This is a genomic window from Janthinobacterium sp. NKUCC08_JDC, assembly GCF_019345575.1.
GTDB classification, from domain to species: domain Bacteria; phylum Pseudomonadota; class Gammaproteobacteria; order Burkholderiales; family Burkholderiaceae_D; genus Janthinobacterium; species Janthinobacterium aestuarii.
Window position 1 is genome coordinate 346,891 of record NZ_JAHKQW010000002.1, and the last position, 22,810, is coordinate 369,700.

At 64.6% G+C, this 22,810-nt stretch carries 21 protein-coding genes; 10 read left to right on the forward strand and 11 right to left on the reverse strand.

The window, feature by feature from the left end; all coding sequences use genetic code 11:
* The first annotated feature begins 344 nt into the window (after positions 1-344).
* A complete protein-coding gene (locus KO538_RS07610; RefSeq protein WP_034746547.1) occupies positions 345-767 on the forward strand; it encodes a DUF1841 family protein in 423 nt (140 codons plus the stop codon).
* Here KO538_RS07610 and KO538_RS07615 read toward each other — a convergent pair.
* From KO538_RS07615 to nirK, 3 genes are read right to left on the reverse strand one after another with little or no spacing between them, the layout of a single operon-like run.
* Positions 764-3,043, reverse strand: coding sequence for a nitric-oxide reductase large subunit (locus KO538_RS07615; RefSeq protein ID WP_219327927.1), 2,280 nt, complete (start codon positions 3,041-3,043; stop codon positions 764-766). The two genes, KO538_RS07610 and KO538_RS07615, sit on opposite strands and share 4 nt — an antisense overlap.
* A 14-nt stretch (positions 3,044-3,057) precedes the next feature.
* Complete coding sequence (gene ytfE, locus KO538_RS07620) at positions 3,058-3,735, reverse strand: iron-sulfur cluster repair protein YtfE (RefSeq protein WP_219327928.1); 678 nt, start codon at positions 3,733-3,735, stop codon at positions 3,058-3,060.
* A gap of 26 nt (positions 3,736-3,761) precedes the next feature.
* The gene (nirK, locus tag KO538_RS07625; RefSeq protein WP_219327929.1) at positions 3,762-5,246 is read right to left on the reverse strand and encodes a copper-containing nitrite reductase; all 1,485 of its coding nucleotides are present in this window, start codon (positions 5,244-5,246) and stop codon (positions 3,762-3,764) included.
* 150 nt (positions 5,247-5,396) lie between these two features.
* Here nirK and norR point away from each other — a divergent pair, with 150 nt between their 5' ends.
* Positions 5,397-6,953 carry a nitric oxide reductase transcriptional regulator NorR gene (norR, locus tag KO538_RS07630; RefSeq protein WP_219327930.1) on the forward strand — a complete coding sequence of 519 codons (1,557 nt, stop codon included), beginning with the start codon at positions 5,397-5,399 and terminating at the stop codon, positions 6,951-6,953.
* A gap of 14 nt (positions 6,954-6,967) precedes the next feature.
* On the opposite strand, the gene KO538_RS07635 is transcribed toward norR, so the two are convergent.
* Positions 6,968-7,309 carry a cytochrome c gene (locus KO538_RS07635; protein WP_219327931.1) on the reverse strand — a complete coding sequence of 114 codons (342 nt, stop codon included), beginning with the start codon at positions 7,307-7,309 and terminating at the stop codon, positions 6,968-6,970.
* 11 nt (positions 7,310-7,320) lie between these two features.
* On the reverse strand, positions 7,321-7,650 hold the full coding sequence (locus KO538_RS07640; protein ID WP_034746524.1) for a cytochrome c: 330 nt from the start codon (positions 7,648-7,650) through the stop codon (positions 7,321-7,323).
* A 233-nt stretch (positions 7,651-7,883) separates the two neighbouring features.
* Here KO538_RS07640 and KO538_RS07645 point away from each other — a divergent pair, with 233 nt between their 5' ends.
* The 5 genes from KO538_RS07645 to KO538_RS07665 all read left to right on the forward strand — a co-directional run bounded on the left by KO538_RS07645 (position 7,884) and on the right by KO538_RS07665 (position 13,196).
* Entirely contained in the window at positions 7,884-8,753 is an 870-nt protein-coding gene (locus KO538_RS07645) for a MoxR family ATPase (protein ID WP_219327932.1), read from the forward strand.
* A gap of 9 nt (positions 8,754-8,762) precedes the next feature.
* Complete coding sequence (locus KO538_RS07650) at positions 8,763-9,401, forward strand: GNAT family N-acetyltransferase (protein ID WP_034746520.1); 639 nt, start codon at positions 8,763-8,765, stop codon at positions 9,399-9,401.
* Positions 9,395-10,564, forward strand: a complete 1,170-nt coding sequence (locus KO538_RS07655; RefSeq protein WP_034746518.1) for a VWA domain-containing protein — start codon at positions 9,395-9,397, stop codon at positions 10,562-10,564. Before KO538_RS07650 ends, KO538_RS07655 begins: the two co-directional genes overlap by 7 nt.
* A gap of 313 nt (positions 10,565-10,877) precedes the next feature.
* Positions 10,878-12,065 (forward strand): cation:proton antiporter, encoded by a 1,188-nt coding sequence (locus tag KO538_RS07660; RefSeq protein WP_034746513.1) that lies wholly within the window; start codon positions 10,878-10,880, stop codon positions 12,063-12,065.
* A complete protein-coding gene (locus tag KO538_RS07665) occupies positions 12,066-13,196 on the forward strand; it encodes a YbdK family carboxylate-amine ligase (protein WP_219327933.1) in 1,131 nt (376 codons plus the stop codon).
* A 274-nt stretch (positions 13,197-13,470) separates the two neighbouring features.
* Here the strand turns inward: KO538_RS07665 and KO538_RS07670 are convergent, their stop codons facing one another.
* On the reverse strand, positions 13,471-14,550 hold the full coding sequence (locus KO538_RS07670; RefSeq protein ID WP_219327934.1) for an alginate lyase family protein: 1,080 nt from the start codon (positions 14,548-14,550) through the stop codon (positions 13,471-13,473).
* The gene (locus tag KO538_RS07675) at positions 14,547-15,554 is read right to left on the reverse strand and encodes a gamma-glutamyl-gamma-aminobutyrate hydrolase family protein (RefSeq protein ID WP_219327935.1); all 1,008 of its coding nucleotides are present in this window, start codon (positions 15,552-15,554) and stop codon (positions 14,547-14,549) included. Before KO538_RS07675 ends, KO538_RS07670 begins: the two co-directional genes overlap by 4 nt.
* 219 nt (positions 15,555-15,773) lie before the next feature.
* On the opposite strand from KO538_RS07675, the gene KO538_RS07680 reads away from it, so the two are divergent.
* The 3 genes from KO538_RS07680 to KO538_RS07690 are packed head-to-tail and all read left to right on the forward strand — an operon-like array spanning position 15,774 to position 17,627.
* A complete protein-coding gene (locus KO538_RS07680; protein ID WP_257620216.1) occupies positions 15,774-16,073 on the forward strand; it encodes a hypothetical protein in 300 nt (99 codons plus the stop codon).
* A complete protein-coding gene (dapA, locus tag KO538_RS07685; protein ID WP_219327936.1) occupies positions 16,070-17,107 on the forward strand; it encodes a 4-hydroxy-tetrahydrodipicolinate synthase in 1,038 nt (345 codons plus the stop codon). The genes KO538_RS07680 and dapA overlap by 4 nt, the downstream gene beginning before the upstream one ends.
* A complete protein-coding gene (locus KO538_RS07690) occupies positions 17,085-17,627 on the forward strand; it encodes a ParA family protein (RefSeq protein WP_219327937.1) in 543 nt (180 codons plus the stop codon). Before dapA ends, KO538_RS07690 begins: the two co-directional genes overlap by 23 nt.
* A gap of 198 nt (positions 17,628-17,825) precedes the next feature.
* On the opposite strand, the gene KO538_RS07695 is transcribed toward KO538_RS07690, so the two are convergent.
* The 4 genes from KO538_RS07695 to kdpC all read right to left on the reverse strand — a co-directional run bounded on the left by KO538_RS07695 (position 17,826) and on the right by kdpC (position 22,809).
* Positions 17,826-18,575 (reverse strand): TorF family putative porin, encoded by a 750-nt coding sequence (locus KO538_RS07695; RefSeq protein WP_219327938.1) that lies wholly within the window; start codon positions 18,573-18,575, stop codon positions 17,826-17,828.
* Between the two features lie 145 nt (positions 18,576-18,720).
* Positions 18,721-19,419 carry a two-component system response regulator KdpE gene (gene kdpE, locus KO538_RS07700; RefSeq protein ID WP_034746496.1) on the reverse strand — a complete coding sequence of 233 codons (699 nt, stop codon included), beginning with the start codon at positions 19,417-19,419 and terminating at the stop codon, positions 18,721-18,723.
* On the reverse strand, positions 19,416-22,157 hold the full coding sequence (locus KO538_RS07705; RefSeq protein WP_219327939.1) for a DUF4118 domain-containing protein: 2,742 nt from the start codon (positions 22,155-22,157) through the stop codon (positions 19,416-19,418). The genes kdpE and KO538_RS07705 overlap by 4 nt, the downstream gene beginning before the upstream one ends.
* Positions 22,158-22,233: 76 nt before the next feature.
* Positions 22,234-22,809 (reverse strand): potassium-transporting ATPase subunit KdpC, encoded by a 576-nt coding sequence (gene kdpC, locus KO538_RS07710; protein WP_219327940.1) that lies wholly within the window; start codon positions 22,807-22,809, stop codon positions 22,234-22,236.
* Position 22,810 lies beyond the last annotated feature (1 nt).

Genomic DNA, 22,810 nt, shown 5'->3' on the forward strand with positions numbered 1-22,810 from the left:
CAGGGCGGCCGGACAGCTCGATGTCGATGGTGATAGGCATGCTGCCGCGCTCCGGGATAAACCAGGAGCAAGTTCTGGTGGCAAAGGTGCGGGCAATGGAAGCACGGAGTGACAACAAAATCGTCATCGTGTCCAGAGCAAATATCAAGAGCGGCGATTTTATCACCGTTATTTGGCGCCGCCGGGCCATGGCGGTAGTGGATAATACTTACTGCAGGGTATTAAATTTCGGTGACTATCGGGTCATGAAAGCGGGCGCCAGACGGCAAAAAGGGCATCCTCGATGCCCTTCGTTGACGTACGCGGTACAATGCCGGCTGCCCTTTAGCCATAGCCATTCAGCCATGTTCAACCCTTCTTCCGACGACGTGCGCCGCTTCTTTTGCGACACCTTGCGCAAGCACCGCGCCCATGAAATCCTCACGCCGATGGAAGCCATCGCGCTCGACTGGATACTTGAACACCCCGAGTATGAAAACGAGCTCTCCGACGTCGAAGCGGCGCTGGCGCGCGACTACTCCGTCGAAGGGGGCCAGGCCAACCCCTTCCTGCACCTGTCCATGCATCTGTCGATCACGGAGCAGGTCCAGGTGGACCAGCCGCGCGGCATCCGCCCGGCCGTCCAGCAGCTGACCCAGCGCCTCGATTCGGCCCATGCCGCCCAGCACGAAGTGATGGAATGCCTGGGCCAGATGATCTGGGCTTCGCAGCGCTCGGGTTTGCCGCCGGATACAGAAGCCTACATAGACTGCGTGCGCCGCCGTTAGCCGGGCTGCACCGCCTGCGGCTGCAGTACAGGCGCTTTCGGCGCCTTGCCCATCAACCCCAGCACCACCTGCAGCGCCATGGCGATGGCGCCGCCGATGAAGACCACGTCGCCAAAGGTGCGTATCCAGCGCAGGTTCTGCAGCAGCGGCTGCTGCATGAACGCTTCGCTGCGCGCATACCACAGGCCTTCCGTCACGCTGGCGTGGAACTGGATGATGCCTATCGGCAGCAAGCTGGTAAAGATCATCAGCACCAGGCCCACATTCAAGCCCCAGAACGCCGTCTTCATCAAGGCAGGGCTGAAGCGGTAGTCGGGACGCAGATAGCGCAGCACCAGCAAGGTAAAGCCCAGCGCCAGGAAACCGTACACGCCGAACAGCGCAGCATGTGCATGCACGGGGGTCGTGTTCAAGCCCTGGATGTAGTACAGGGCGACGGGTGGATTGATCATGAAGCCCAGCACGCCAGCGCCCAGCATGTTCCAGAAGGCGACGGCGACAAAGCACATCAGCGGCCAGCGCAGGTTTTCCATCCATGGCGCGCGTTCCTTCAGACGCCAGTTTTCCCACGCTTCGTGTCCCAGCACGATCAGCGGCACCACTTCCAGCGCGCTGAAGCTCGCGCCGATGGCCATCACGGGCGTAGTGGTGCCGGCGAAGTACAGGTGGTGGAAGGTGCCGGGTATCCCGCCCAGCATGAACAGCGAGGCAGAGGCCAGGCTGGCCGCCGTGGCCATGCGCACCGACACCAGGCCCAGGGTCGAGAAGATGAAGGCCAGCGCCGTCGTGGCGAACACTTCAAAGAAACCTTCCACCCACAGATGCACCACCCACCAGCGCCAGTACTCCATCACGGACAAGTGCGTGCGTTCGCCGTAGAACAGGCCGGCGCCGTAGAACAGGCCGATGGCGCCCACGGATGCGGTCAACAGCGCCAGCAAATTCTTGTCGCCGCCCGGCTTGCGCAGGGCCGGCACGACGCCGCGCAGCATCAGCACGAGCCACAGCAGGATGCCGATGTATTTACCGATCTGCCACAAGCGTCCCAGGTCCACATATTCATAACCCTGGTGACCGAGCCAGAAATTCCACTCGGGCGGCATCACTTGCGCGATGGCCAGGTAGTTGCCGATGAAGGAGCCGACAACGACGGCGACGAGGGCCCAGAACAGCACGTCGACACCGAGGCGCTGCCACTTGGGGTCCTTGCCGCCATTGATCAGGGGCGCGAGGAACAGGCCGGCGGCCAGGAAGCCGGTGGCGATCCAGAACAGCGCGGCCTGGATATGCCAGGTGCGCGTGAGCGCATACGGGAACCAGCGCGACACGTCGATGCCGTAGAACTGCTGCCCTTCCACCGTGTAGTGCGCCGTGAAGCCGCCGATGAAGACCTGGAAGATGAACAGCGCCACGACCAGGAACAGGTATTTCCCCAGTCCCCGCTGCGAAGGCGTCAGCGCGAAAGTGGTGAGCGGATCGCGCGGACCGGCCGCCGGCAGCGCTTCGTCATGGTCGCGCAAGAAGGCCCAGCCCCAGACGAGGAAGCCCACGCCGGCCAGCAGCACCACCACGCTGGCAACCGACCAGACGAGGTTTTCGCCGCTGGGCTGGTTGCCGATCAGCGGTTCATGTGGCCAGTTGTTCGTATAGGTCACTTTCTGGCCAGGACGCTCGGTGGCGGCGGCCCACGCCGTCCAGAAGAAGAACTGCGTCATCTTCGCGCGCCGCTCGGCGCTGGGCAGGGTGTTTTCCTTCATGGCGAAGTGTTCGCGGCTTTTTTGCAGCGCCGGCGCGTCGGAGAACAGCTGGTCGTAATAATGCGCCGTGTTGGCGATCGCTTGCACGCGGCGCGGCGACAGGCGCAGCACTTGCGCATCATCGGTGCGGTTGCCGCGGTATTCAAGCTTGAGCGCTTCGCGCAGCGCCGCCTGCGCGGGGCCGTCGAGGGCCGCGTACGCCTTGCCATGCTGCTCTTGCGCGGCCAGTTCCAGCCAGGCCGTCAGTTCGCGGTGCAGCCAGTCGGCCGTCCAGTCGGGCGCCTGGTAGGCGCCGTGGCCCCAGATGGAGCCGAGCTGCATGCCGCCAACCGATTGCCAGGCCGTCTGGCCGTCGAGGATGCCCTCGCGGTCGAACAGTTGCCGGCCATCCTGCGCCAGCACCTGCGCGGGGATGGGCGGCGCCTGCCGGTACACTTCGGCGCCGTAGTAGCCGAGCAGCGAAAACGTCACGATCAGCACACCGATCAGGGTGAACCAGAGTTTTTTGTAGGGACCCATGGGTCTTTCCTTTGTCAGTGCACCACGGCCGGCGCAAAGCGCTCGAACAGGATATTGTTTTCAGTATGGATGTGCGCCATCAGGTCTTCGCGGAAGGTGCGCAAGCCCGTGTACAGCGCGCGCCAGGTGGTGCAGGCGCCGGCCGGCGCGGTGATGTCGTTCGTCATTTCCTCCATCGCGCGCAAGGCCACGCCATGGTCGTCGTGCTCCATGCGCATCACGTTGATGGGCGCGCCGGCCCGTGGGCCCTGGCCGCGCACGATCATGGGGAACAGCACGTCTTCTTCCTTGCGCATATGGCTTTCCAGTTCCTGCGCCATGGCCGACAGGTGTTCCGCCAGCCCGTGCGGACAGTCGGCGCGGTCGCCATGCACCTGCTCGACCTTGCGCGCCAGGCGTATCAGCTCGGGCAGCTGCTCGCGGTGCACGGCGTGGTAGCGCGACAGGATGTGTTCCACCAGCTCGGTGGCCGAGGCTTCCTGCCAGTCACGCTCGCCGCTGGCGTCAGTCCGTTCTGCCAGCACTTGCAGTTCCTTGACGATGGGCGCCGTGTCCACGCCGGCCGCTTCGGCCGCCGCGCGCAGGGTCTTGTTGCCGCCGCAGCAGAAATCCAGGCGGTGCGCATCGAACAGGCGCGTGGCGCCGGGGATGCGGCGGGCCAGCTGGCCCAGGGATTGGTCGATCATTTCCATAATGGTTCCTTGAGGATGAATGGGGTTTATTGACGGGCGCCGGCGTGGTAGACGCCGGGCACGGGTTCGCCAGTCACTTCCAGCACGCCCACGGCGCCCTTGCCGGCGCGCGACAGCGCATGGTCGACCAGCAGATAGCTGCCAGGATGCTGTACCTTGAGTTCGACGATGGTCGCGCCGCCCGGTGCCACAAGCGTCGTTTGCACGTCGTGTTTCGGGCTGCTGATCGAGCCTTCGCTGTACACCTTGTCGAAGATCTCGCCGATGATGTGGAACGATGAAATCTTGTTCGGGCCGCCGACGCCGAAATAGATGCGCACCGTCTCGCCGACTTTCGCCTGCAGTTTGTGCGTCTTGCTCAGGGCGCCCACTTCGCCGTTGAAGACGTAGTAGTCGGGCAGCTCATTGGCCATTTTTTCCAGGTTCGCTTCCTGGTGCACGGGTGCGCCATGCGGACGGCCCGTGTACATCTCGCCCTGCATCACGTAATACTCGCGGTCGACTTTTGACAGGCCGCCTTCCGGTTCGACCAGGATCATGCCGTACATGCCGGCCGCGATATGCTGCGGCACCAGCGGCGTGGCGCAGTGGTACACATACAGGCCCGGATTGAGCGCCTTGAAAGTGACGGTTTTTTCCTGCCCTGGCGCCACCTGCGTGTGCTGTCCGCCGCCATGGCCGCCCGTCACGGCGTGCAGGTCGATCGAGTGGATCATCTTGCTGTCCTTGGCGTTGAACAGGGTCAGCTCCACCGTGTCGCCCACCTTCGCGCGCAGCATGGGGCCGGGCACTTGCCGGTTGAAGGTCCAGTAGGTAAAACTGGTGCCGTCATCGAGCTTGCCCGGCAATTCCACCGTCTCCATCCGGTATTTCAGGGTTTGCGGCGCGCGCGCGCCGATGGCGGTCGGCACGGAGGCCGGATTGGCCGCCACGCTGACGGCCGAGGGATCGGGACCGCGCATCGGCGATGGCGCGGGCGTGTACAGGGCCAGCGCGGCGGCCTGGCTCGATTCGCTGGCAGCGCTGCCGGCGCCAGCGGCCTTCGGTGCCGCCGTCTCGGCCAGCGAAGTGCCGCTCACTTCCAGCTTGCCTTCCATGCCGATCTGGCGGTGGCCGGGGATCGAGCAGTAATAGGTGAACGTGCCGGCGCGCGTGACCTTGAAGCGCACGGTGGTGCTGCCGCTGTTGGCGCTGAACTTGGCCGATGCGACGTTCAGTTCCGGGATCAGCAGATCGTGCTCGGCGCCTTCGCCGCTTTTCAGCACCAGTTCCACCGTGTCGCCCACCTTGGCCGACAGCACGGGGTTGACCTGGCCCTTGGCGTCGATGAACACCATCTTGCCGTCGACGATATTGGTTTGCAGTTCATAGCGCTTGACCGCGGCGGCGGCCGGTTTGGCGGCGGTGGCGGCGGCGCTGGCAGGGAGGCTCACCTGGGCTTGCACGGACAGGGGCATGGCCAGTACGCAGACGGCGGCGGCAATGGCGCGGAGGGAGGGAGTCGTTTTCATCAAGCTTTCCTTGGTCTTGTATGCCGGTTCGGCACTCTTACCTAGGCAATCCGTGTGCCAGGAAAAACTTGTTTTAAATCAACGATTTGAAAAATGCAGGGTCGATATGACCCTGTTCAAGCATGGTCCGTTGTACCCTGCATGGTACTTATGACCACCACTGCCACCCACCTGCTGTTACTCACCGACCTGGTCGCCGACCTGCCCGTGGCCGTGCGCCTGCAGCGCCTCGTCGGCAGCCTGCGCGCCCACTTCGGCTGCGAGGCCGTGGCCTTGCTGAAAATCGATGGCGAGCATCTGCGCCCCGTGGCGATGGCCGGCCTGGCCAACGACGCGCTGGGACGCCGCTTCGCCGTCGCCGGCCATCCGCGCCTGGCCGCCATCCTGCAGCGGCGCGGCGTGCTGTGCTTCCATCACGACAGCTCGCTGCCCGATCCCTACGATGGCCTGATCGCCGAGCGGGCCGGCGAGCCGCTGCCCGTGCATGACTGCATGGGCATGGCGCTGGACCTGGAAGGCGAACGCTGGGGCGTGATCACGCTCGACGCGCTGCAGGTGGGCACCTTCGATACGCAGGCACAGCGCGACCTGGGCGAACTGGCCTGCGCCATCGAAGCGGCCGTGCGCGTGACGCGCCTGGAGACGGAAATCCGCGCCTTGCGCCTGTCGGGCGGCGCCATGCTGGCCGATGCCCAAGCGCCGCGCGAGGAACACGATTTCGTGGGCCAGAGCAGCGCCATCACGCACTTGCTGCACGAATTGCAGGTGGTCGCCGATTCCGAACTGCCCGTGCTGCTGCTGGGAGAGACGGGCGTCGGCAAGGAATTGTGCGCGCACCGCCTGCACCGGCTGTCGCGCCGCGCGGGCAAGCCTTTGATCCACGTCAATTGCGCGGCCTTGCCCGAGTCCCTGGCCGAAAGCGAATTGTTTGGCCATGTGCGCGGTGCGTTTTCCGGCGCCGTCAGCGACCGGCCCGGGCGCTTCGAGGCGGCCGAAGGGGGCACCCTGTTTCTCGATGAAGTGGGGGAATTGCCATTGTCGATACAGGCCAAGCTGCTGCGCACCTTGCAAAATGGCGAAATCCAGCGCCTGGGCGCGGACCGGCCGCGCCGGGTCAACGTGCGCGTGATCGCCGCCACCAACCGCAGCCTGCGCGAACACGTGCGCGACGGCTCGTTCCGCGCCGACCTGTACCACCGTTTATCCGTGTATCCCGTGCCGATTCCGCCGCTGCGCGAGCGGGGCAATGACGTGCTGCTGCTGGCCGGGGGTTTCCTGGAACTGAACCGCGCGCGCCTGGGCTTGCGCAGCCTGCGCCTGTCCGCCGCGGCGGAAAACGCCTTGTGCCACTACCGCTGGCCGGGCAATGTGCGCGAACTGGAACATGTGATCAGCCGGGCCGCACTGAAAGCCGTGATACGCGGCGCTGACCGCAAGGACATCGTGACCCTGGAAACGGATATGCTCGACCTCGATGCGCTGGAAGCGCCGGCCGGCACGGACGCGCTGCCGCTGGCGCCAGCCGCATGCGGCACACCGGCGGCGCCGCTGCTATCGATGCATCAGATCGTGGAAGCGAGCCAGCGCCAGGCCATCCGGCAGGCGCTGGTCCTGCATCAGGATAACTGGGCCGCTGCGGCACGCCAGTTGGGACTGGACGCCAGCAACTTGCACAAGCTGGCGCGCCGCGTCGGCCTGAAAGCCTGAGCCGGCGTTACCGCTCAGCGATGAGTGACCAGGCTGCTCGGCAAGCTGTGCAGGTAAGCGGCCAGGTCCTTGATGTCCTGGTTGCTCAGCGGTTTCACCTGGCCCGTCATGATGGCGTTGTTGCGGCCGTTGGCCTTGTCGCCCCGTTTATACGCGATCAGCGCATGTTCCAGGTAATCCTTGTGCTGGCCCGCCAGTTTCGGGTACGACGGGTCGATGGGCGAACTGTAATCCTTGCCGTGGCAGGTGGCGCAGCTGTATTTTTCGGCCAAGGCCTTGCCCGTGTTGATATTGCCGGCGGCGCTGGCGGAAAACGAGACGGTGGCGCAAACGAGGGCGGCGAGTAGTTTTTTCATCAGGCTGGTCCTCAGTTCGTCTTGGCTTGTTGCGCATAATACGCGGCGACATCGGCGATATCTTGGTCCGACAGGCTGCTGGCGATGCCCTTCATGCTGGGGTGCTTGCGGTCGCCCTTCTTGTAGGCTTGCAGCGCATTCTCGATATATTTTGCCGGCTGGCCGCCGATCATCGGCACCTGGAATACTTCAGGGAAGGTTGCCTTGTAACCGGGAATGCCGTGGCAGCCGATACACATTTCCACCTTGGCAGGGGCTGCCTTGGCGTTTCCTACAATGTCAGCCGCTGTGACGGCATTTGCTATGCCGGCAAGCACGAGAAGTGCAAATATTTTTTTCATAGTGGCAATGTGAACAAAGGTAATCGGAGAAACGCCAGAGCTGGTTTTTTTTGATTTTATGTGTTGACAATTAAGGTTGCCAATTAATCTGCTGCTTGCCGATTCTAGCCAAGATATTCTTGCAAGTCCACCTATAAAACCCGCATTGTAGGCACGCAGGCACAGGCCGTCCGCGTGACGCTGGGCCACAGTTCTGTTTATACTCACCATTTCCCCACTTTGGCAGACCGCTCATGCAAGCACAGCACACCCAGCAAGGCCAACGCTTCGAAGGTTCCGACAGCTATGTCGCCACCGTCGACCTGAAACTGGCCGTGAATGCGGCGCTGACCCTGCAACGCCCGCTGCTGATCAAGGGAGAACCGGGCACGGGCAAGACCATGCTGGCCGAGGAAGTGGCCGCCGCGCTGAACATGCCGCTGATGCAATGGCATATCAAATCGACCACCAAGGCGCAGCAGGGCCTGTACGAATACGACGCCGTCTCGCGCCTGCGCGATTCGCAGCTCGGCGACGAGCGCGTGCGCGACATCCAGAACTACATCGTCAAGGGCGTGCTGTGGCAGGCCTTCACGGCGCCCGAACCGGTGGTGCTCTTGATCGATGAAATCGACAAGGCCGACATCGAATTCCCGAACGACCTGCTGCGCGAACTGGACCGCATGGAATTCTATGTGTATGAAACGCGCGAAATGGTCACGGCGCGCCACCGTCCGCTCGTCATCATCACATCGAACAACGAGAAGGAATTGCCGGACGCCTTTTTGCGCCGCTGCTTCTTCCACTACATCAAATTCCCGGACAAGGACACGATGGAGCAGATCGTCGCCGTCCACTACCCGCACCTGAAACAGGAATTGCTGGCGCAGGCGCTGCAAACCTTCTATGAAGTGCGCGACGTGCCGGGCCTGAAGAAAAAACCGTCGACGTCGGAATTCCTCGACTGGCTGAAACTCCTGCTGGCCGAGGACATCCCGGCCGAAGCCTTGCGCAGCAAGGACAACAAGGCCGTCGTGCCGCCGCTGCACGGGGCGCTGCTAAAAAACGAGCAGGACGTGCACCTGTTCGAGCGCCTGATGTTCATGTCGCGCACCAACCGCTAAGGAGCGCCGGTGAACGACATCAGCCCCGACAAGGTCTTCGTCCCCCTGGAACTGCACGGCATCCGCCTCGAAGCGCTGGCGCCGCACCATGCGGCCGGCCTGCGCGCGGCGGCCATGGATGGCGAACTGTGGAATCTGCGCGTCACCTCCGTGCCTGAGCCGGATCAGGTGGACCAGTACATTTTCAAGGGCATCGAGATGCGCCCCACGCGCTTCGCCTTTGCCGTCGTCGACGCGGCCAGCGGCGAGGTGCTCGGCACCACCAGCTACCACGACGTGGTGCCGGCCATCGGGCGCCTGGAAATCGGCTACACCTGGTATGCGAAGCGCTGCCAGCGCAGCCACGTCAACACCACCTGCAAATTGCTGCTGCTGGCGCACGCCTTCGACACGCTCGGCTGCGCGCTGGTGGGCCTGCGCACCGATAATTTCAACCACGCCTCGCAGGCGGCCATCGAACGCCTGGGCGCGAAAAAGGATGGCGTGCTGCGCCACCATGCGCTGCGCCGCGACGGCACCGTGCGCGACACCGTCATGTACAGCATCACGCGCGGCGAGTGGCCCGAGATTGCCGCCCATCTGCGCTACAAGCTGGCGCAGCGCCCCATCGCCGCACTGCCCCGTGCGGGAGAGCGGTCGCCATGCTGATCGATTTCTTCTTCACGCTCAAGGATGCGAAGATTCCCGTCTCGATCAAGGAATTTTTGACCTTGCTCGAGGCGCTGCAAAAGAACGTCATCGACGCCTCGATGGATGATTTTTACTATCTGTCGCGCCTGACCCTGGTCAAGGATGAAGCCCATTTCGACAAGTTCGACCGCGCATTTGCCCAGTACTTCAAGGGCGTCAACGCGGCCTTCGACACGAACGCGGCGATTCCGCTCGACTGGCTGCTCAAGCGCATGCAGCGCGAGCTGTCCGAGGAGCAGAAGGCGCAGCTGGAAAAATTCGGCTACGACAAGCTGATGGACCGCCTGAACGAACTGCTGAAGGAGCAGAAGGAGCGCCACGAAGGCGGCAGCAAGTGGATAGGCACGGGTGGCACGTCGCCGTTCGGCAATGGCGGCACGAATCCGGAAGGCATCCGTATCGGCGGCAAGGGCGGCAACCGCACGGCCGTGAAAGTGTGGGAAGCGCGCAGCTACAAGGATTACGACGGCGAGCGCGAACTGGGCACGCGCAACATCAAGGTGGCGCTACGCCGCCTGCGCAAGTTCGCGCGCGAAGGCGCGGAAGACGAACTGGCGCTGGACGCCACCATTGCCGCCACGGCGAACAACGCGGGCTACCTCGACATCAGGATGCGGCCCGAGCGCAAGAACCGCATCAAGGTGCTGATGCTGTTGGATGTGGGCGGCAGCATGGACGACCATATCGAGCGCACCGAGGAACTGTTCTCGGCGGCGAAGACGGAATTCAAGAACATGGAGTTCTTTTACTTCCATAACTGCGTCTACGACTATTTGTGGAAGAACAACCGGCGCCGCAACGCCGAGCGTTTTCCCACCTGGGACGTGCTGCGCAAATACCCGCCCGACACCAAACTGATCTTCGTCGGCGACGCCACCATGAGTCCCTATGAAATCCTGCAGCCGGGCGGCAGCGTCGAATACAACAACGAGGAAGCGGGGTCGACGTGGCTGGCGCGCTTTACCCAGGCGTTCCCGAAATTCATCTGGCTCAATCCAGAGTCCGAGGGCTTGTGGCAGTACCGCCAGTCGATCGGCGTGATGCGGCAGTTGATGAACAACCGCATGTTCCCCCTGTCGATCGACGGGCTGGAGCGGGGCATGCGCCTGCTCAGTAAATAAAAGCGCCTAACAAAAAGTCCATGGCGGCAGGGGGCCGCCATGCCGTACACTGCGACACGGCACTACCGTGCGGAGCATCTCCGCCGCGGGCGGGTACCATACGCTGATACCAGTCCTGCCCTACCCTGCTGCATCCTGTGCGCGGCCGCCATGGCCGCGACACTGTTCGATTGCGCACATCGTGCGCGCCTTCTGCTCCGGTAGAATCGGCGCATCGCTCTGCGCAAACAATGCACCATCGCTGCACCACGACATTGCCGCGCCAGCCCCCGTGCTGCCGGCCGGTGCCAGCGCCATTTTCAAAGGAATGAGCATGCAAAGTCTGATCTCGATCGCCGCCGACCTGTCCTGGCCGTTCGCCATTACCCTGGCCTGGGTAGTGGGCGAATTCGGCCACCGCTGGACGGGCCTGCCGCGCATCAGTTTTTACGGCGTGATCGGCTTCGTCCTCGCGCAGACGCAGGTCGGCATCCTGCCGCAGACGGACGCCGGCCCCATGCTGGTGCTCGCCGACGTGGCCTTCGGCCTGATCCTGTTCGAGGTAGGCTACCGCATCAACCTGCGCTGGCTGAAGAACAACCCGTGGATCGCCGTCACGGGCCTGGTCGAGTCCCTGCTGACCTTTACCGTCGTCTACTTCATCGGCATCGAATTCGGCAGCACTTCGATGACGGCGCTGCTGCTTGCGTCGCTGGCCATGTCCACCTCGCCGGCCACCATCATGCGCGTCATCAACGAGGAACGCAGCTCGGGCCAGGTCACGGAACGCATCGTCCACCTCACGGCCTTGAATTGCGTGCTGGCCGTCTTCACGTTCAACATCATCGTCGGCTTCTGGATGTTCCAGAGCTCCACCGATTTGATCGAGGCGAGCAGCAGCAGCGCCGCCGTGCTGGCCGCCTCGGTTGCCGCCGGCACCGTCTTCGGCATCGTCGTGCCGGCCATGCTGCGCCGCCTGGGCAATATGGCGCAGGACGCCACTGTGGCGTTCGCGCTGTCGGTGATGCTGCTCGTCGCCCTGACCTACACCACCAGCCTGTCGCCGCTGCTGGCCACGCTCACCTTCGGCCTGGTGGCGCGCCACCGCCGTGTCGCCTTCAGCCAGGCGCAGCGCAATTTCGGCGCCATGGGCGAGCTGCTGACGGTGCTGCTGTTCGTGTATGCCGCCTCGACCCTGGAATGGGCCAGCGTGACGGCCGGCGCAGGCCTGGCCCTGGCCGTCGTCGGCGGACGCTTGCTGACGAAGGTCGCCGGCGTGGCCGCGTTTTCGCACGTGAGCGGCATTTCCTGGCGCAAGGGCGTGCTGACGGGCGTGGCGCTGACGCCCGTTTCCGTCTTCATCATCCTGCTGCTCGAACACGCGCGCCAGCACGGCGTGAACTTCGGCGACGAATTGAACGCCCTGGCCGCCATCACCCTGGGCCTGGAACTGGTCGGCCCCGTGCTGGTGCAGCGCGTGCTGATGCTGGCCAAAGAAACCCATGAAATCAAGGAGCGCTAAATGCCGCTGGAACCCTTTGGCCAATCGGCCGCGCTGACCTTCGGCGTCGAACTCGAACTGCAACTGGTGAACCTGTCGGACTATGACTTGACGGCCGCCAGCCCCGACCTGCTGCATCTGCTGAATAAAAAACCGTTCCCCGGCAACGTCACGCCGGAAATCACCGAGAGCATGATCGAGATTAACTCGAGCGTGCACACGCATCACGGCCCCCTGCTGGAGCAATTGCAGGAAATCCGCGATACCTTGATCACGGCCGGCGACAAGCTCAATATCGGCATCGCGGGCGGCGGCACGCACCCGTTCCAGCAATGGTCGTCGCAAAAGATCTTTTCCAAGCCCCGCTTCCAGGAGATTTCGGAGCTGTACGGCTACCTGGCCAAGCAGTTCACCATCTTCGGCCAGCACGTGCACATCGGCTGCGCCTCGGGCGACGACGCCATGTTTTTGCTGCATTCGCTGAACCGCTACATCCCCCATTTCATCGCCCTGTCGGCTTCCTCGCCCTACGTGCAGGGGCGCGACACCCTGTTCGACTCGGCCCGCCTGAACTCCGTGTTCGCGTTTCCCATGAGCGGGCGCGCGCCGTTCACCCTGAGCTGGGACCAGTTCTCCAACGAGTATTTCGCCAAGATGGAGAACACGGGCATCATCAAGAGCATGAAGGACTTTTACTGGGATATCCGTCCCAAGCCGGAATTCGGCACCATCGAACTGCGCGTGTGCGACACGCCGCTGACGGTGGAGCGTGCCGCTGCGCTGGCCGCCTACCTGCAGGCCCTGTGCCGCTACCTGCTCGAACGCAAGGAGGTGCCGCCGGTCGAAGACGATTACCTCGTATATAACTACAACCGTTTCCAGGCTTGCCGCTTCGGCCTCGATGGCGCCATCACGCATCCGAAAACCTACGAGACGATGTCGCTGCGCGAAGACATCATGACGACGCTGCGCAAGATGGAACCGCACGCCGAGGCGCTGGGCAGCACGCCGGCCCTGAAACACCTGTCGGACGTGGCCAAGCAATGGAGCGACGCCCAATACCTGCGCAAGCAGCACAGCTTGCAGGGCAGCGCCGAGGGCATGGTCGATTCGGCTATCCGATGTTTTCGCGGTGAGCCGATGAACTACTGACGCCGCCCAAGCGTAATCCGACTGGCGCCGCCAACAATGTTGTCGGATTACGCTCCTTCGGACCTAATCCGACCTACCCGCTTTTACCCCGACAACGCATGAATTACTGATGTTGCTCAGCCTAGGACCGTAGGTCGGATTAGCGGCATAGCCGCGTAATCCGACAACATTGCGAGCGCGGGATAAAAAATACATGACGGGCCTTGGCCTGTTCCAGACGGGCTTTTACGGCGAACCGCGCAATGTGATGTTCACCGTGCGCACGAAGTTTTAATCAGTTGCCGTACAGCGCCAGCGCCCAGGCTGGCGGACGCAATTCCAGCGCCAGGGACAGGTAAGCGGGATCGAAGCGCGCCGCCAGCAAATACACATTGGCGGCGCCCTTCGGTTCCCAATTCCCCGTAAAGCCCTTTTCGCCGGCCGCCACGCGCTTGCGATCGAAGGGCACGGCGCTTTTCGCGAATTCCTCGTGCGTCTTTTTGCCCTGCGCATACGGTGCCAGCCAGGCCAGCGCCTCGGCAAGGCGCTTCGCTTCCGGCGCGCCATACCAGTCGTCGCCATGCGCCTGCGCCATCAGCGCCGTCGTCAGCAGCGGCTCCAGGCTGTAGGTGGTGTAATGGAGGGCGTCGCGCTGCTCGAAGTCGAAGGGCACGCCGCCGGCGCCGATATTGCGCGGCACGTGCGCCAGGAAGCGCTCCTTCGCGCGCGCGATCAGCAAGGCGTCGCCCGTGACATACGCGGCGGCCGTGCCGATCTTGATGCGGTGGCTGTGCCAGTTGTTGCGCGCCGTGGACGGGCCGCCCACCTTGATGGGATCACTCAGATACCCGTTCGCCAGGGTGCGGCAAAACGCCTGCACCTGCTCGCGCTCGACGCCGTTCAAGCGTTCCTGTACCAGGTCAAAGCCCATCAGCAGGCTGGCCAGCTCCGTCTCGTCCACGGGACTGAATGAGGGCTGATAACTGCCGCTCCAGGCCAGCAGCAGCTGGCGCGCCGCCTCGAAATGCGCCATCTCGCCAGACAGCCGCCAGGCCAGGGCCTGCAAGCGCGCCTGGCGCCAGTCTTCCTGCGCCTGCTGGCTGGTCTCGCGCCCGCCCTCGCCCTTCAGCAAGCCGCCCGTGCGCACTTCGGCCATCAGATGCACGGGCCGCGCCGCATCCTTGCGCGCCGCCTTGAGCACCTGTTCGGCGATGGCCGGCGCCACCTTCGCCTTGAGCATGCGGGCCCGCGCGGCGGAGGTCAAGGCAAACGCCAGCGGGCCGTCGTGCGGACGCGGCGCCGCGCGCAAGCCCGCCAGGGGCAGCGCCAGCAGGCCGGCCAGTACCATGCGCCGGCGCATCAGGTGCGTACTCAAAACCGCGTCTCCCGCGCCGCGCGCAAGAAATTATCGAGGATAGGCGTGCAATCGAGCAGCTCGACGCCGCCCGCCGAATGGAATTCCGGGTGCCACTGCAAGCCCATGACGAAGCGCGCCCGCTGGTAGCGGATGGCTTCGACGATGTTGTCCCCTTGCGAATACGCTTCCACGGTGACGTCGCGCCCCAGGTCCTTGACCGACTGGTGGTGGATGGAATTGACGAGCGCCTCGCCCGCCTTCGGGAACATGCCCGCCAGCGACGAGCCTTTCGGGAAGACGATGGTGTGGCGGTGACGGTCATACAGGTCGTTGACGTGCGAGGCGGCGCCTTCCACGTCCGAAGCGATGTCCTGGTACAGGGTGCCGCCAAAGCCCACGTTGATCAGTTGGCAGCCGCGGCAAATGCCCAGCACGGGTTTGCCCGCGTCGACGAATTCGTGCAGCAGTTCCAGTTCGTACAGGTCGCGCGCGCGGTCGCCGTTCCATTCGGGCCGCGTGGCTGCCTCGGAATACGTCTGCGGCGAGACGTCGGCGCCCCCCTGCAGCACCAGGCCGTCGAGGTGGCGCGCATAGTGGCGCAGGGTGATGTTACTCGGGTGTAGCTGGCCGCTCGTATTGACGGTCGGGATCATGAACACCAGCACGTCGCGCGACATGACCCACTGCGCGATCGACTCTTCCAGGTATTGCAGGTTCTTGCTGCGCAGGCCAGTGGCGCCCGGCTCGGGGTGGAAAATGCGTGCCGAGATGCCGATGCGCAGGGTGCGCCGCATGAAATCGCGGCTGGCCTTGTCACGCATGGAGCGGTAGCGCGACGAGATCACCCGCCAGGCCAGCGCCAGTGGCGTATCGTTATCCTTCAGGTAGCGGGGGGCGGCGTCGCGCGCGCGGTGCTCGTCATCGGGTGCCCGGCGGCCGACCCGGTCGGGCCGCGCCGGTGCTGGCTCTGGCGGCGCTGGGTCGGTGGACGGGGGCTGCTGGGGATCTTTTTCGTCTGACATGGCGGGGCTGACTGAAAGCGGAGAACGGTTTCAATATAAACCCCTGCCTTCAAAAGCACGATTCAATTTTGTAACAAAAGCATACCTGCGGGGCGTCCACGCAACACGCCGGCGGCAAACGCATACGCCCCGTTTACGCCGGCGGCCCCGCTTTTTAGAGAATCTTTACGCCCCCGCTGCTAATCTTGAACGTACCTCAACCACCGCTGCAAAGCCACCATGGAACCCCATTCACGCCTGTCCGCACATCAAGCCCTGCCCCACCGCCACCCGCGCCTGCCCACTTTCCTCATGCATATCACGGTCGACAAAGCCTGCCTGGCCGAGCTGCGCCACCTGGTCGTCAGGACGTGCGGCGGCATGCTGTCGTTCATGCGCGTCGAGGCGGTCGACCACGCCGAGCGCATGAAAGTCTGGCTGTGCGTGACGGAACCGGCCCTGCGCCTGACGATGGACGCCGTCATGCGCCTGCTGCCGGCGGCGGAATTTGGCCGCATCAGCCAGGGGAAATCGCTATGAACCAGTATTCCTGCGAGCAGGCGATGTCCTCGATGCGCATCACCACGCACTTCCAGGGCATCTGGGTGCCGATGGTCACGCCCTTCCGGGATGACGACGGCGACATCGACTTCGACGCGGCCCAGCAGCTCGCGTGCGAGCTGGCCGCCAGCGGCATCGACGGCCTCGTGGTGTGCGGCACCACGGGCGAAGCGGCCATGCTGAGCGCCGCCGAACAGACCATGCTGTTAGACAGCGTGCTCGAAGCCGTCGGTCCACGCTTCCCCGTCGTGATGGGAATAGGCGGCAGCGATACGCGCAATGTCGTCGCCACGGTTCAGCGCTACAACGACCATCCGCTGGCCGGTCTGCTGGTCTCCGCCCCCGCCTATGTGCGCCCGTCGCAGGAGGGCATCGTGCGCCACTTCCAGGCCATCGCCGGCGCCACCGACCAGTCCATCGTGCTGTACAACGTGCCGGCCCGCACGGGCGTCAATATCGAACCGCAGACGGCCGCCCTGCTGGCGCGCGACTCGCACTTCGTCGCCATCAAGGAAGCGGGCGGCAAGCTGCAGCAGCTGGGCGAACTGCTGCTCGACACGCGCCTGGACGTGCTGTGCGGCGACGATGCCCTGCTGCTGGCCAGCCTGTCCATGGGCGGCCACGGCGCCATGTCGGCCGCCGCCCAGGTGCGCCCCGACCTGTATGCGCAGCTGTACCACCTCGTCAGGCAGGGCCGCCACGGCGCCGCCGGCGCCCTGTTCAAGACCATGCTGCCCGTCATCCGCCTGCTGTTTGCCGAACCGAATCCCGCTCCCGTCAAAGCAGCGCTGGCCATACAGGGCAAGGTGCGCAACGCCTTGCGCCTGCCGATGACGCCGATGTCTTCCGCCGGCCAGGCCGCCCTGGCAGCGGCACTCGAGCCCCTGCTGGAACTGCCCGTATGGACGGCCAGCGACAGGGATGCGCCGCGCGAAGGCTGCCTGCTGCAGCTGGTTTCCCCTGCCAACATCATGCCAGCCGTGCGCCAAGATGATCATCGCCATCACGGATGAACGCGGAGGGATGGAGAAATCCATCGTGGCCGGGCGGCTGGCCGCGTCGCGCGCGCTGGCCGGGCGCAAGGTATTGCTGCTCGACGCCGATCCGCGCCAGGGCGCCATGGCGCAGGCGAGGAATATGCACGACGGCGCCATGCACGGCAGCCTGACGCGGCCGCGCCTGATGGCGCGCGCCATCAGCGCCAAGGGTTTGCAGCCGGAGCTGGAACACCTGGTGCACTGCTACCACGATATCGTCATCGACAGCGAAGGCCGCGACTCCATGGGCAGCCGTTCGGCCCTGGTCGCCGCGCGCGTACTGGTGGTGCCGCTCGACGGTGTCGTCGACGCCGCCGCGCAATCAGGCCTGGCGCGTCGCATCGCACATGCGCGCAGCATCAATCCGGACCTGCGCGTGCTGCTGGCAACGGACACGCAAGCGGCGCCCGCCCATGCCTTGGCCGCGCAGATCCCGGCCGCCCGCGTGGTCAGCCTGGGGCAGTTGTACTGCGCCGTTTTCAACCTGCCCGCCTAGAGCACCTAACATAAGCTACTGCGCGTCGCGATTTGCGGCCTCCGATGCTCACTGACTCGGCGTCCCCGTACCTTCGCACAGCTGCGCGTCTCAGGCCAACGGGAGCGCCGAGCCTCACTGCCGCTCGCTACGGTTCTGTTAGGCGCTCTTAAGCACGTAACAAAAGGCGGCGCATGCGCCGCCTCTCTTCTTTGTCAATTAAAACGTCTTGCTGACCGTCAGCTGCAGCGCCGTCTTGCCCATGAATTTGCCATTCACGGGCGAGGCATAGGCCGATTTGCCCGCGTTCGTGCCGATCACGGCCAGCGCGCCCGAAACAATGCCGAAGTCGCGCGTGACGCCCACTTTCCAGTCCGTATAGCTCGATGCATCATTGTTCTTGACCTTCTGGTGGCCCGCGTGCAGGTTGCCGGTCCAGCCGTTCGTCAGATCGATATTCGCGCCGATGTCCAGGTAGCCGCTGTTCTTGCTGTTGACGATGCCGAACAGGTTCGAGACGGCGTGCGAATACTTGACGTAGGCAGGGCCATACGACAGCTGGCCGTAGACTTCCTGCGTGTCCGCGTCGGCCAGGCCGGCGACGTGCTTCAAGCCGTTGTCCGCATACACATAGGCGAGCACGCCCACGTCATAGCCAACATCGCTACCCAACTGGCCGCGCTTGCCCGCATACAGGTCCACTTCCACGTCGCCGCTGCCGCCCGCGTCCTTGGTCCACTTGATGGTGGAGGCCCAGGCGCCCGCGTACAGGCCAGTGGGGTTGTTGACATAGTCGACGCCGCCCTGCAGCGCCGGTTTCAAGCGCGTCTGCGAGATGCCGCGGTAACGGTAGTCGGATACGCCGGCCACGTTGAAGCTCACTTCATTATCGGGCTTGGCCTCGTCCGCGTGGGCCAGGCTGCCCGTCAAGGCTGTGGCGACGGCAAGTGCAAGTAGCATTTTGTTCATGGTTGTTCTTCTTCATCGGTGGTATGGGCCTTTGCCAACATGGCGCAGCTGGCCCGCCGCTGCAAAAAATCGCTGCAAAAATTTTAAGTAAAGCGTCCCCCTGGCGCGCGCGGCGCCTGTTTTCAAACAGGGGATATAAAGTTGGCTAGAGCGGCAGCAGCAGCCGGTAGCCGACGGCCGTTTCCGTCAGCAGGTACTGCGGCTGGGCCGGATCGGCTTCCAGCTTCTGGCGCAGATGGCCCATGTAGATGCGCAGGTAATGGCCGTTTTCGCTGTTCGACGGCCCCCACACTTCACGCAGCAGTTGCGGATTGGTGACCACCCTGCCCGCGTTTTTCACCAGCACGGACAGCAAGCGGAATTCCGTCGGTGTCATGTGCACCAGCTGCTTGTTGCGCGTGACCAGGCGGTCCTTCAGGTCGACGCGCACGTCGCCGAACTGCACCACGCCATCGTCGCTGGCGGCGGGCTGGCGCTGTCGGCGCAAGGTGGCGCGCACGCGGGCCAGCAATTCGCCCACGCCGAACGGCTTGGTCAGATAATCGTCGGCGCCCGCGTCGAGCGCGCGGATCTTGTCCTGCTCGTCGACCCGCGCCGACAGCACGATGATGGGCACGGCCGACCATTTGCGGATGTCGGCGATGAAATCGATGCCATCACCATCGGGCAGTCCCAGGTCCAGCACGATCAGGTCGGGCCGGCGCGTGCCCGCATCGATCAAGCCCCGCTGCATGGTGGCCGATTCGAAAATCTGCCAGCCCTCGTCTTCCAGCGCGGCGCGCACGAAGCGGCGGATTTGCGGCTCATCCTCGACCAGCAAGGCGGTGGCGGAAGGTTCGTTCATATTGGTTTTCCTGTTTCATGGTCGTTGGCGTCATCGAACTCGAGCTCGGGCGGCGCCGGCGGCGTTCCCAGCGGCAGGCTGAAGACGATGGCGGCCCCCTGTCCCGGCGCGTGCGGCTGCGCGTGGATGGTGCCGCCGTGGGCTTCGACGATGGCGCGGCAAATGGCCAGCCCCAGGCCGACACCCGGCTTGTTCGATTCGCGTTCGCCACGCGTAAATTTTTCAAAGATGGCTTCTTCGCGGCCGGGCGGCAAACCCGGGCCGTTGTCAAACACCGTCACCTGCAAAAACTGGCCGTGCACCCCGGCCGCGACCGTGATAGTGCTGCCTGGCGGCGTGTACTTGGCCGCGTTTTCCAGCAGGTTGCACAGCACGCGTTCGACCAGCACGGCGTCGTAGCGCACCAGCGGCAAGTCTGGCGCCAGCTGCGTCTGCACGGCATGCTGCTGCAATTGCGGACCGCTGGCGCGCAGCGCGCTGCCCACCACTTCTTCCAGCGCCTGCCATTGCAGGTTCAGGCGCACCTGGCCACTCTCGATGCGCGCCATGTCCAGCAAGTTCGCCACCAGGGCGCTCATGCGCACGGTTTCGGACTGCAGCGAGCGCGCCATGTCCAGCTGTGCGGGCGACAGCGCGGGCCGCGACAGGGCCAGCGATTCGGCCAGGCCCACCAGCGATGTCAAGGGCGTGCGCAAATCGTGCGACAGGGCCGCCAGCAGCGAATTGCGCAGCCGCTCGGACTCCATCTGCAGCAGCGCGCCCTGGGCCACGTCGATGTAGTGCACGCGCTCGAGGGCGATGGCCGCCAGCGCGGCAAAGGTATCGAGGTGCTGGCGCTGTTCCGGCACCAGCAGCCAGCGTCCGCGCTGCGCGCCCTCGAGCGGCAACAGCGCCAGCACGCCGCGCGTGCGCATCGGTGCGATCAGCGGCAGGTAGAAAATGGGCGACGCCGGCAAGGTGTCGGTACCCGTGCCTGCCGCCTGCGCATGGTCGAAGGCCCACTGGGCGATGCCGATATCGAGCGCCTCGCCGCCGTTCGCAGCTTGCAAGCTGCCTTCGTCATCGGGCAGCAGCAAGGTGGCACGTGCGCGGAAAGCCCGTTCGATGGCGCTTTTCGTGATGTCGAAAATCTGCTCCGTCTGCAGCACGCCGGACAACTCGCGCGAAAATTCGTACAAGGCGCGGGCGCGCGCTTCGCGGTGCGAGGCCACGCGCGCCTGGAAGCGCAGGCCGGCCGTCAGGTGGCCCGTGATCAGGCCCACGGCCAGCATCACGCCAAACGTGATCACATACTGGAAGTCGCCCACGGCAAACGAGAAACGGGGCGGCACGAAGATGAAATCGAAGCTGGCCACGCCCACCAGGCTGGCCAGCGCCGCCGGCCCGCGCCCCAGGCGCACGGCCACCAGCACCACCGTCAGCAGGGACAGCATGGCGATATTGGCCAGGTCAAGATAAGGCTGTAATGGAACCGAGGCGAGGGCCGTGGCCAGGCTGACGCCGGCGGCCACGATGTAGCGCCAATGGCGCGAGGACCGGCGCGGCGCTTCCGCATCGTCGCCGCTTGCGCGCCGGGGCGCCGCATCGGCTGGCGGCAAGCCCACCTCGATCAGATCGATATCGGGCGCCAGACTGGCCATGCGCGCGGCCGGCGGCGCCTGCCACAGGCGCGCCAGCACACCAGCGCGGCCACGGCCCACGATGACTTTGGAGATATTCGCGCTGCGCGCATACTCGACCACGGCGCCGGCGATGTCGGCGGACGGCACAATGGCCGTGCGCGCGCCCAGGTCCTGCGCCAGTTTCAGGGTTTTCAAAATACGTTCGCGCTGGCCCGCCGGCAGGCGCTGCAAACGCGGCGTTTCCACGTACAGCGCATGCCATTCCGCATTCAGCTGGCTGGCCAGGCGCGCCGTGCTGCGGATTACGTGTTCGCCCCCCGCGTGCGGTCCCACGCAGGCCAGCAGCGCGGCGCCCGTCTTCCATACGGGGTTGATCGATTTCTCGACGCGGTAAGCCTGCACGTCGTCCTGCACCCGGTCCGCCGTGCGGCGCAAGGCCAGTTCGCGCAGGGCGATCAGATTGCCCTTGCGGAAAAAATGCTGCGACGCCCGCTCGGCCTGCAACGGCTGATACACCTTGCCCTGCTTCAGGCGGCGCAGCAGTTCATCGGCGGGGATATCGACGAGCACCACTTCATCGGCGCGGTCGAATACCGTGTCGGGCAAGGTTTCGGCCACGCGCACGCCAGTGATCCCCCCCACCACGTCATTGAGGCTTTCCAGGTGCTGCACGTTGACGGTCGACAGCACGTCGATGCCGGCCGCCAGCAATTCCTCGACATCCTGCCAGCGCTTCGGATGGCGCGAGCCGGCCACGTTCGAGTGGGCCAGTTCATCCATCAGTATCAAAGACGGCGCGCGGCGCAGCGCTTCATCGAGGTCGAACTCGTACAGGGTCTTGCCCCGGTACTCGATGGCCTTCAGGGGCAGCACGGGCAGCCCGTCAAGCTGAGCGGCCGTATCCTGGCGCCCATGCGTCTCCACCACGCCCACCAGCACGTCCTGGCCATCGGCCAGCAATTTGCGCGCGGCCGCCAGCATCGCATACGTCTTGCCGACGCCGGCCGAGGCGCCAAAATAGATGCGCAGCCGGCCGCGCGCGGCTTTCTTTTCCTGCGCCTGCACTTGCGCCAGCAGGGCATCAGGGTCGGGGCGTTGGCTGTCGTTGGGGAGCATGGGCATCTTTTAATTGTCGATTAGCCCAAGAACAAGGGCTGGGGTCAGACCCGACGGGTCTGACCCCGGTATCATCTTACTTTGCCATCGCATCGAGCGCCAGATTCAGTTCCAGGACATTCACGCGCGGTTCGCCGAAAAAGCCGATATATGCGGTTTTCTGCACCTTGGCGATGGCGTTTTCCACCTGCGCCAGCGGCATGGCACGCACGCGGGCCACGCGCGGCGCCTGATATAAGGCGCCGGCCAGACTGATTTCCGGATCCAGGCCGCTGCCCGACGCCGTTACCAGGTCGACGGGAATCGGATTGCGGTTGCCCGGGTCGGCTTCCTTCAGGGCGGCGATGCGCGCCTTGACGGCGTCCGCCAGGGCCGGATTGGTCGGCCCCTGGTTCGAGCCGCCCGAACCGGCGCCGTTATTCGCCATCGGCGCGGTGGCCGATGGACGGCCCCAGAAGTACTTGGGCGACGTGAAGGACTGGCCGATCAGGGTCGAGCCGACGGGTTTTCCGCCACGCTCGACGATGCTGCCGTTGACTTCATCGCTGAAAGCCAGCTGGCCGATGCCGGCCGTGGCGAATGGATAGACGACGCCGCAGATCACGGTCAGCGCGGCAAACAGGACCAGGGCGGGACGTACGATGGTGCTCATG

Coding starts and splice junctions, on each gene's coding strand:
- dapA (WP_219327936.1), top strand. CDS start 16,070: ATGAACCAGTATTCCTGCGAGCAGGCGATGTCCTCGATGCGCATCACC.
- KO538_RS07635 (WP_219327931.1), bottom strand. CDS start 7,309: ATGAAAAAACTACTCGCCGCCCTCGTTTGCGCCACCGTCTCGTTTTCC.
- nirK (WP_219327929.1), bottom strand. CDS start 5,246: ATGAAAACGACTCCCTCCCTCCGCGCCATTGCCGCCGCCGTCTGCGTA.
- KO538_RS07615 (WP_219327927.1), bottom strand. CDS start 3,043: ATGGGTCCCTACAAAAAACTCTGGTTCACCCTGATCGGTGTGCTGATC.
- KO538_RS07660 (WP_034746513.1), top strand. CDS start 10,878: ATGCAAAGTCTGATCTCGATCGCCGCCGACCTGTCCTGGCCGTTCGCC.
- KO538_RS07640 (WP_034746524.1), bottom strand. CDS start 7,650: ATGAAAAAAATATTTGCACTTCTCGTGCTTGCCGGCATAGCAAATGCC.
- KO538_RS07655 (WP_034746518.1), top strand. CDS start 9,395: ATGCTGATCGATTTCTTCTTCACGCTCAAGGATGCGAAGATTCCCGTC.
- kdpE (WP_034746496.1), bottom strand. CDS start 19,419: ATGAACGAACCTTCCGCCACCGCCTTGCTGGTCGAGGATGAGCCGCAA.
- norR (WP_219327930.1), top strand. CDS start 5,397: ATGACCACCACTGCCACCCACCTGCTGTTACTCACCGACCTGGTCGCC.
- KO538_RS07695 (WP_219327938.1), bottom strand. CDS start 18,575: ATGAACAAAATGCTACTTGCACTTGCCGTCGCCACAGCCTTGACGGGC.
- KO538_RS07645 (WP_219327932.1), top strand. CDS start 7,884: ATGCAAGCACAGCACACCCAGCAAGGCCAACGCTTCGAAGGTTCCGAC.
- KO538_RS07690 (WP_219327937.1), top strand. CDS start 17,085: ATGATCATCGCCATCACGGATGAACGCGGAGGGATGGAGAAATCCATC.
- KO538_RS07665 (WP_219327933.1), top strand. CDS start 12,066: ATGCCGCTGGAACCCTTTGGCCAATCGGCCGCGCTGACCTTCGGCGTC.
- ytfE (WP_219327928.1), bottom strand. CDS start 3,735: ATGGAAATGATCGACCAATCCCTGGGCCAGCTGGCCCGCCGCATCCCC.
- KO538_RS07680 (WP_257620216.1), top strand. CDS start 15,774: ATGGAACCCCATTCACGCCTGTCCGCACATCAAGCCCTGCCCCACCGC.
- KO538_RS07610 (WP_034746547.1), top strand. CDS start 345: ATGTTCAACCCTTCTTCCGACGACGTGCGCCGCTTCTTTTGCGACACC.
- KO538_RS07705 (WP_219327939.1), bottom strand. CDS start 22,157: ATGCTCCCCAACGACAGCCAACGCCCCGACCCTGATGCCCTGCTGGCG.
- kdpC (WP_219327940.1), bottom strand. CDS start 22,809: ATGAGCACCATCGTACGTCCCGCCCTGGTCCTGTTTGCCGCGCTGACC.
- KO538_RS07675 (WP_219327935.1), bottom strand. CDS start 15,554: ATGTCAGACGAAAAAGATCCCCAGCAGCCCCCGTCCACCGACCCAGCG.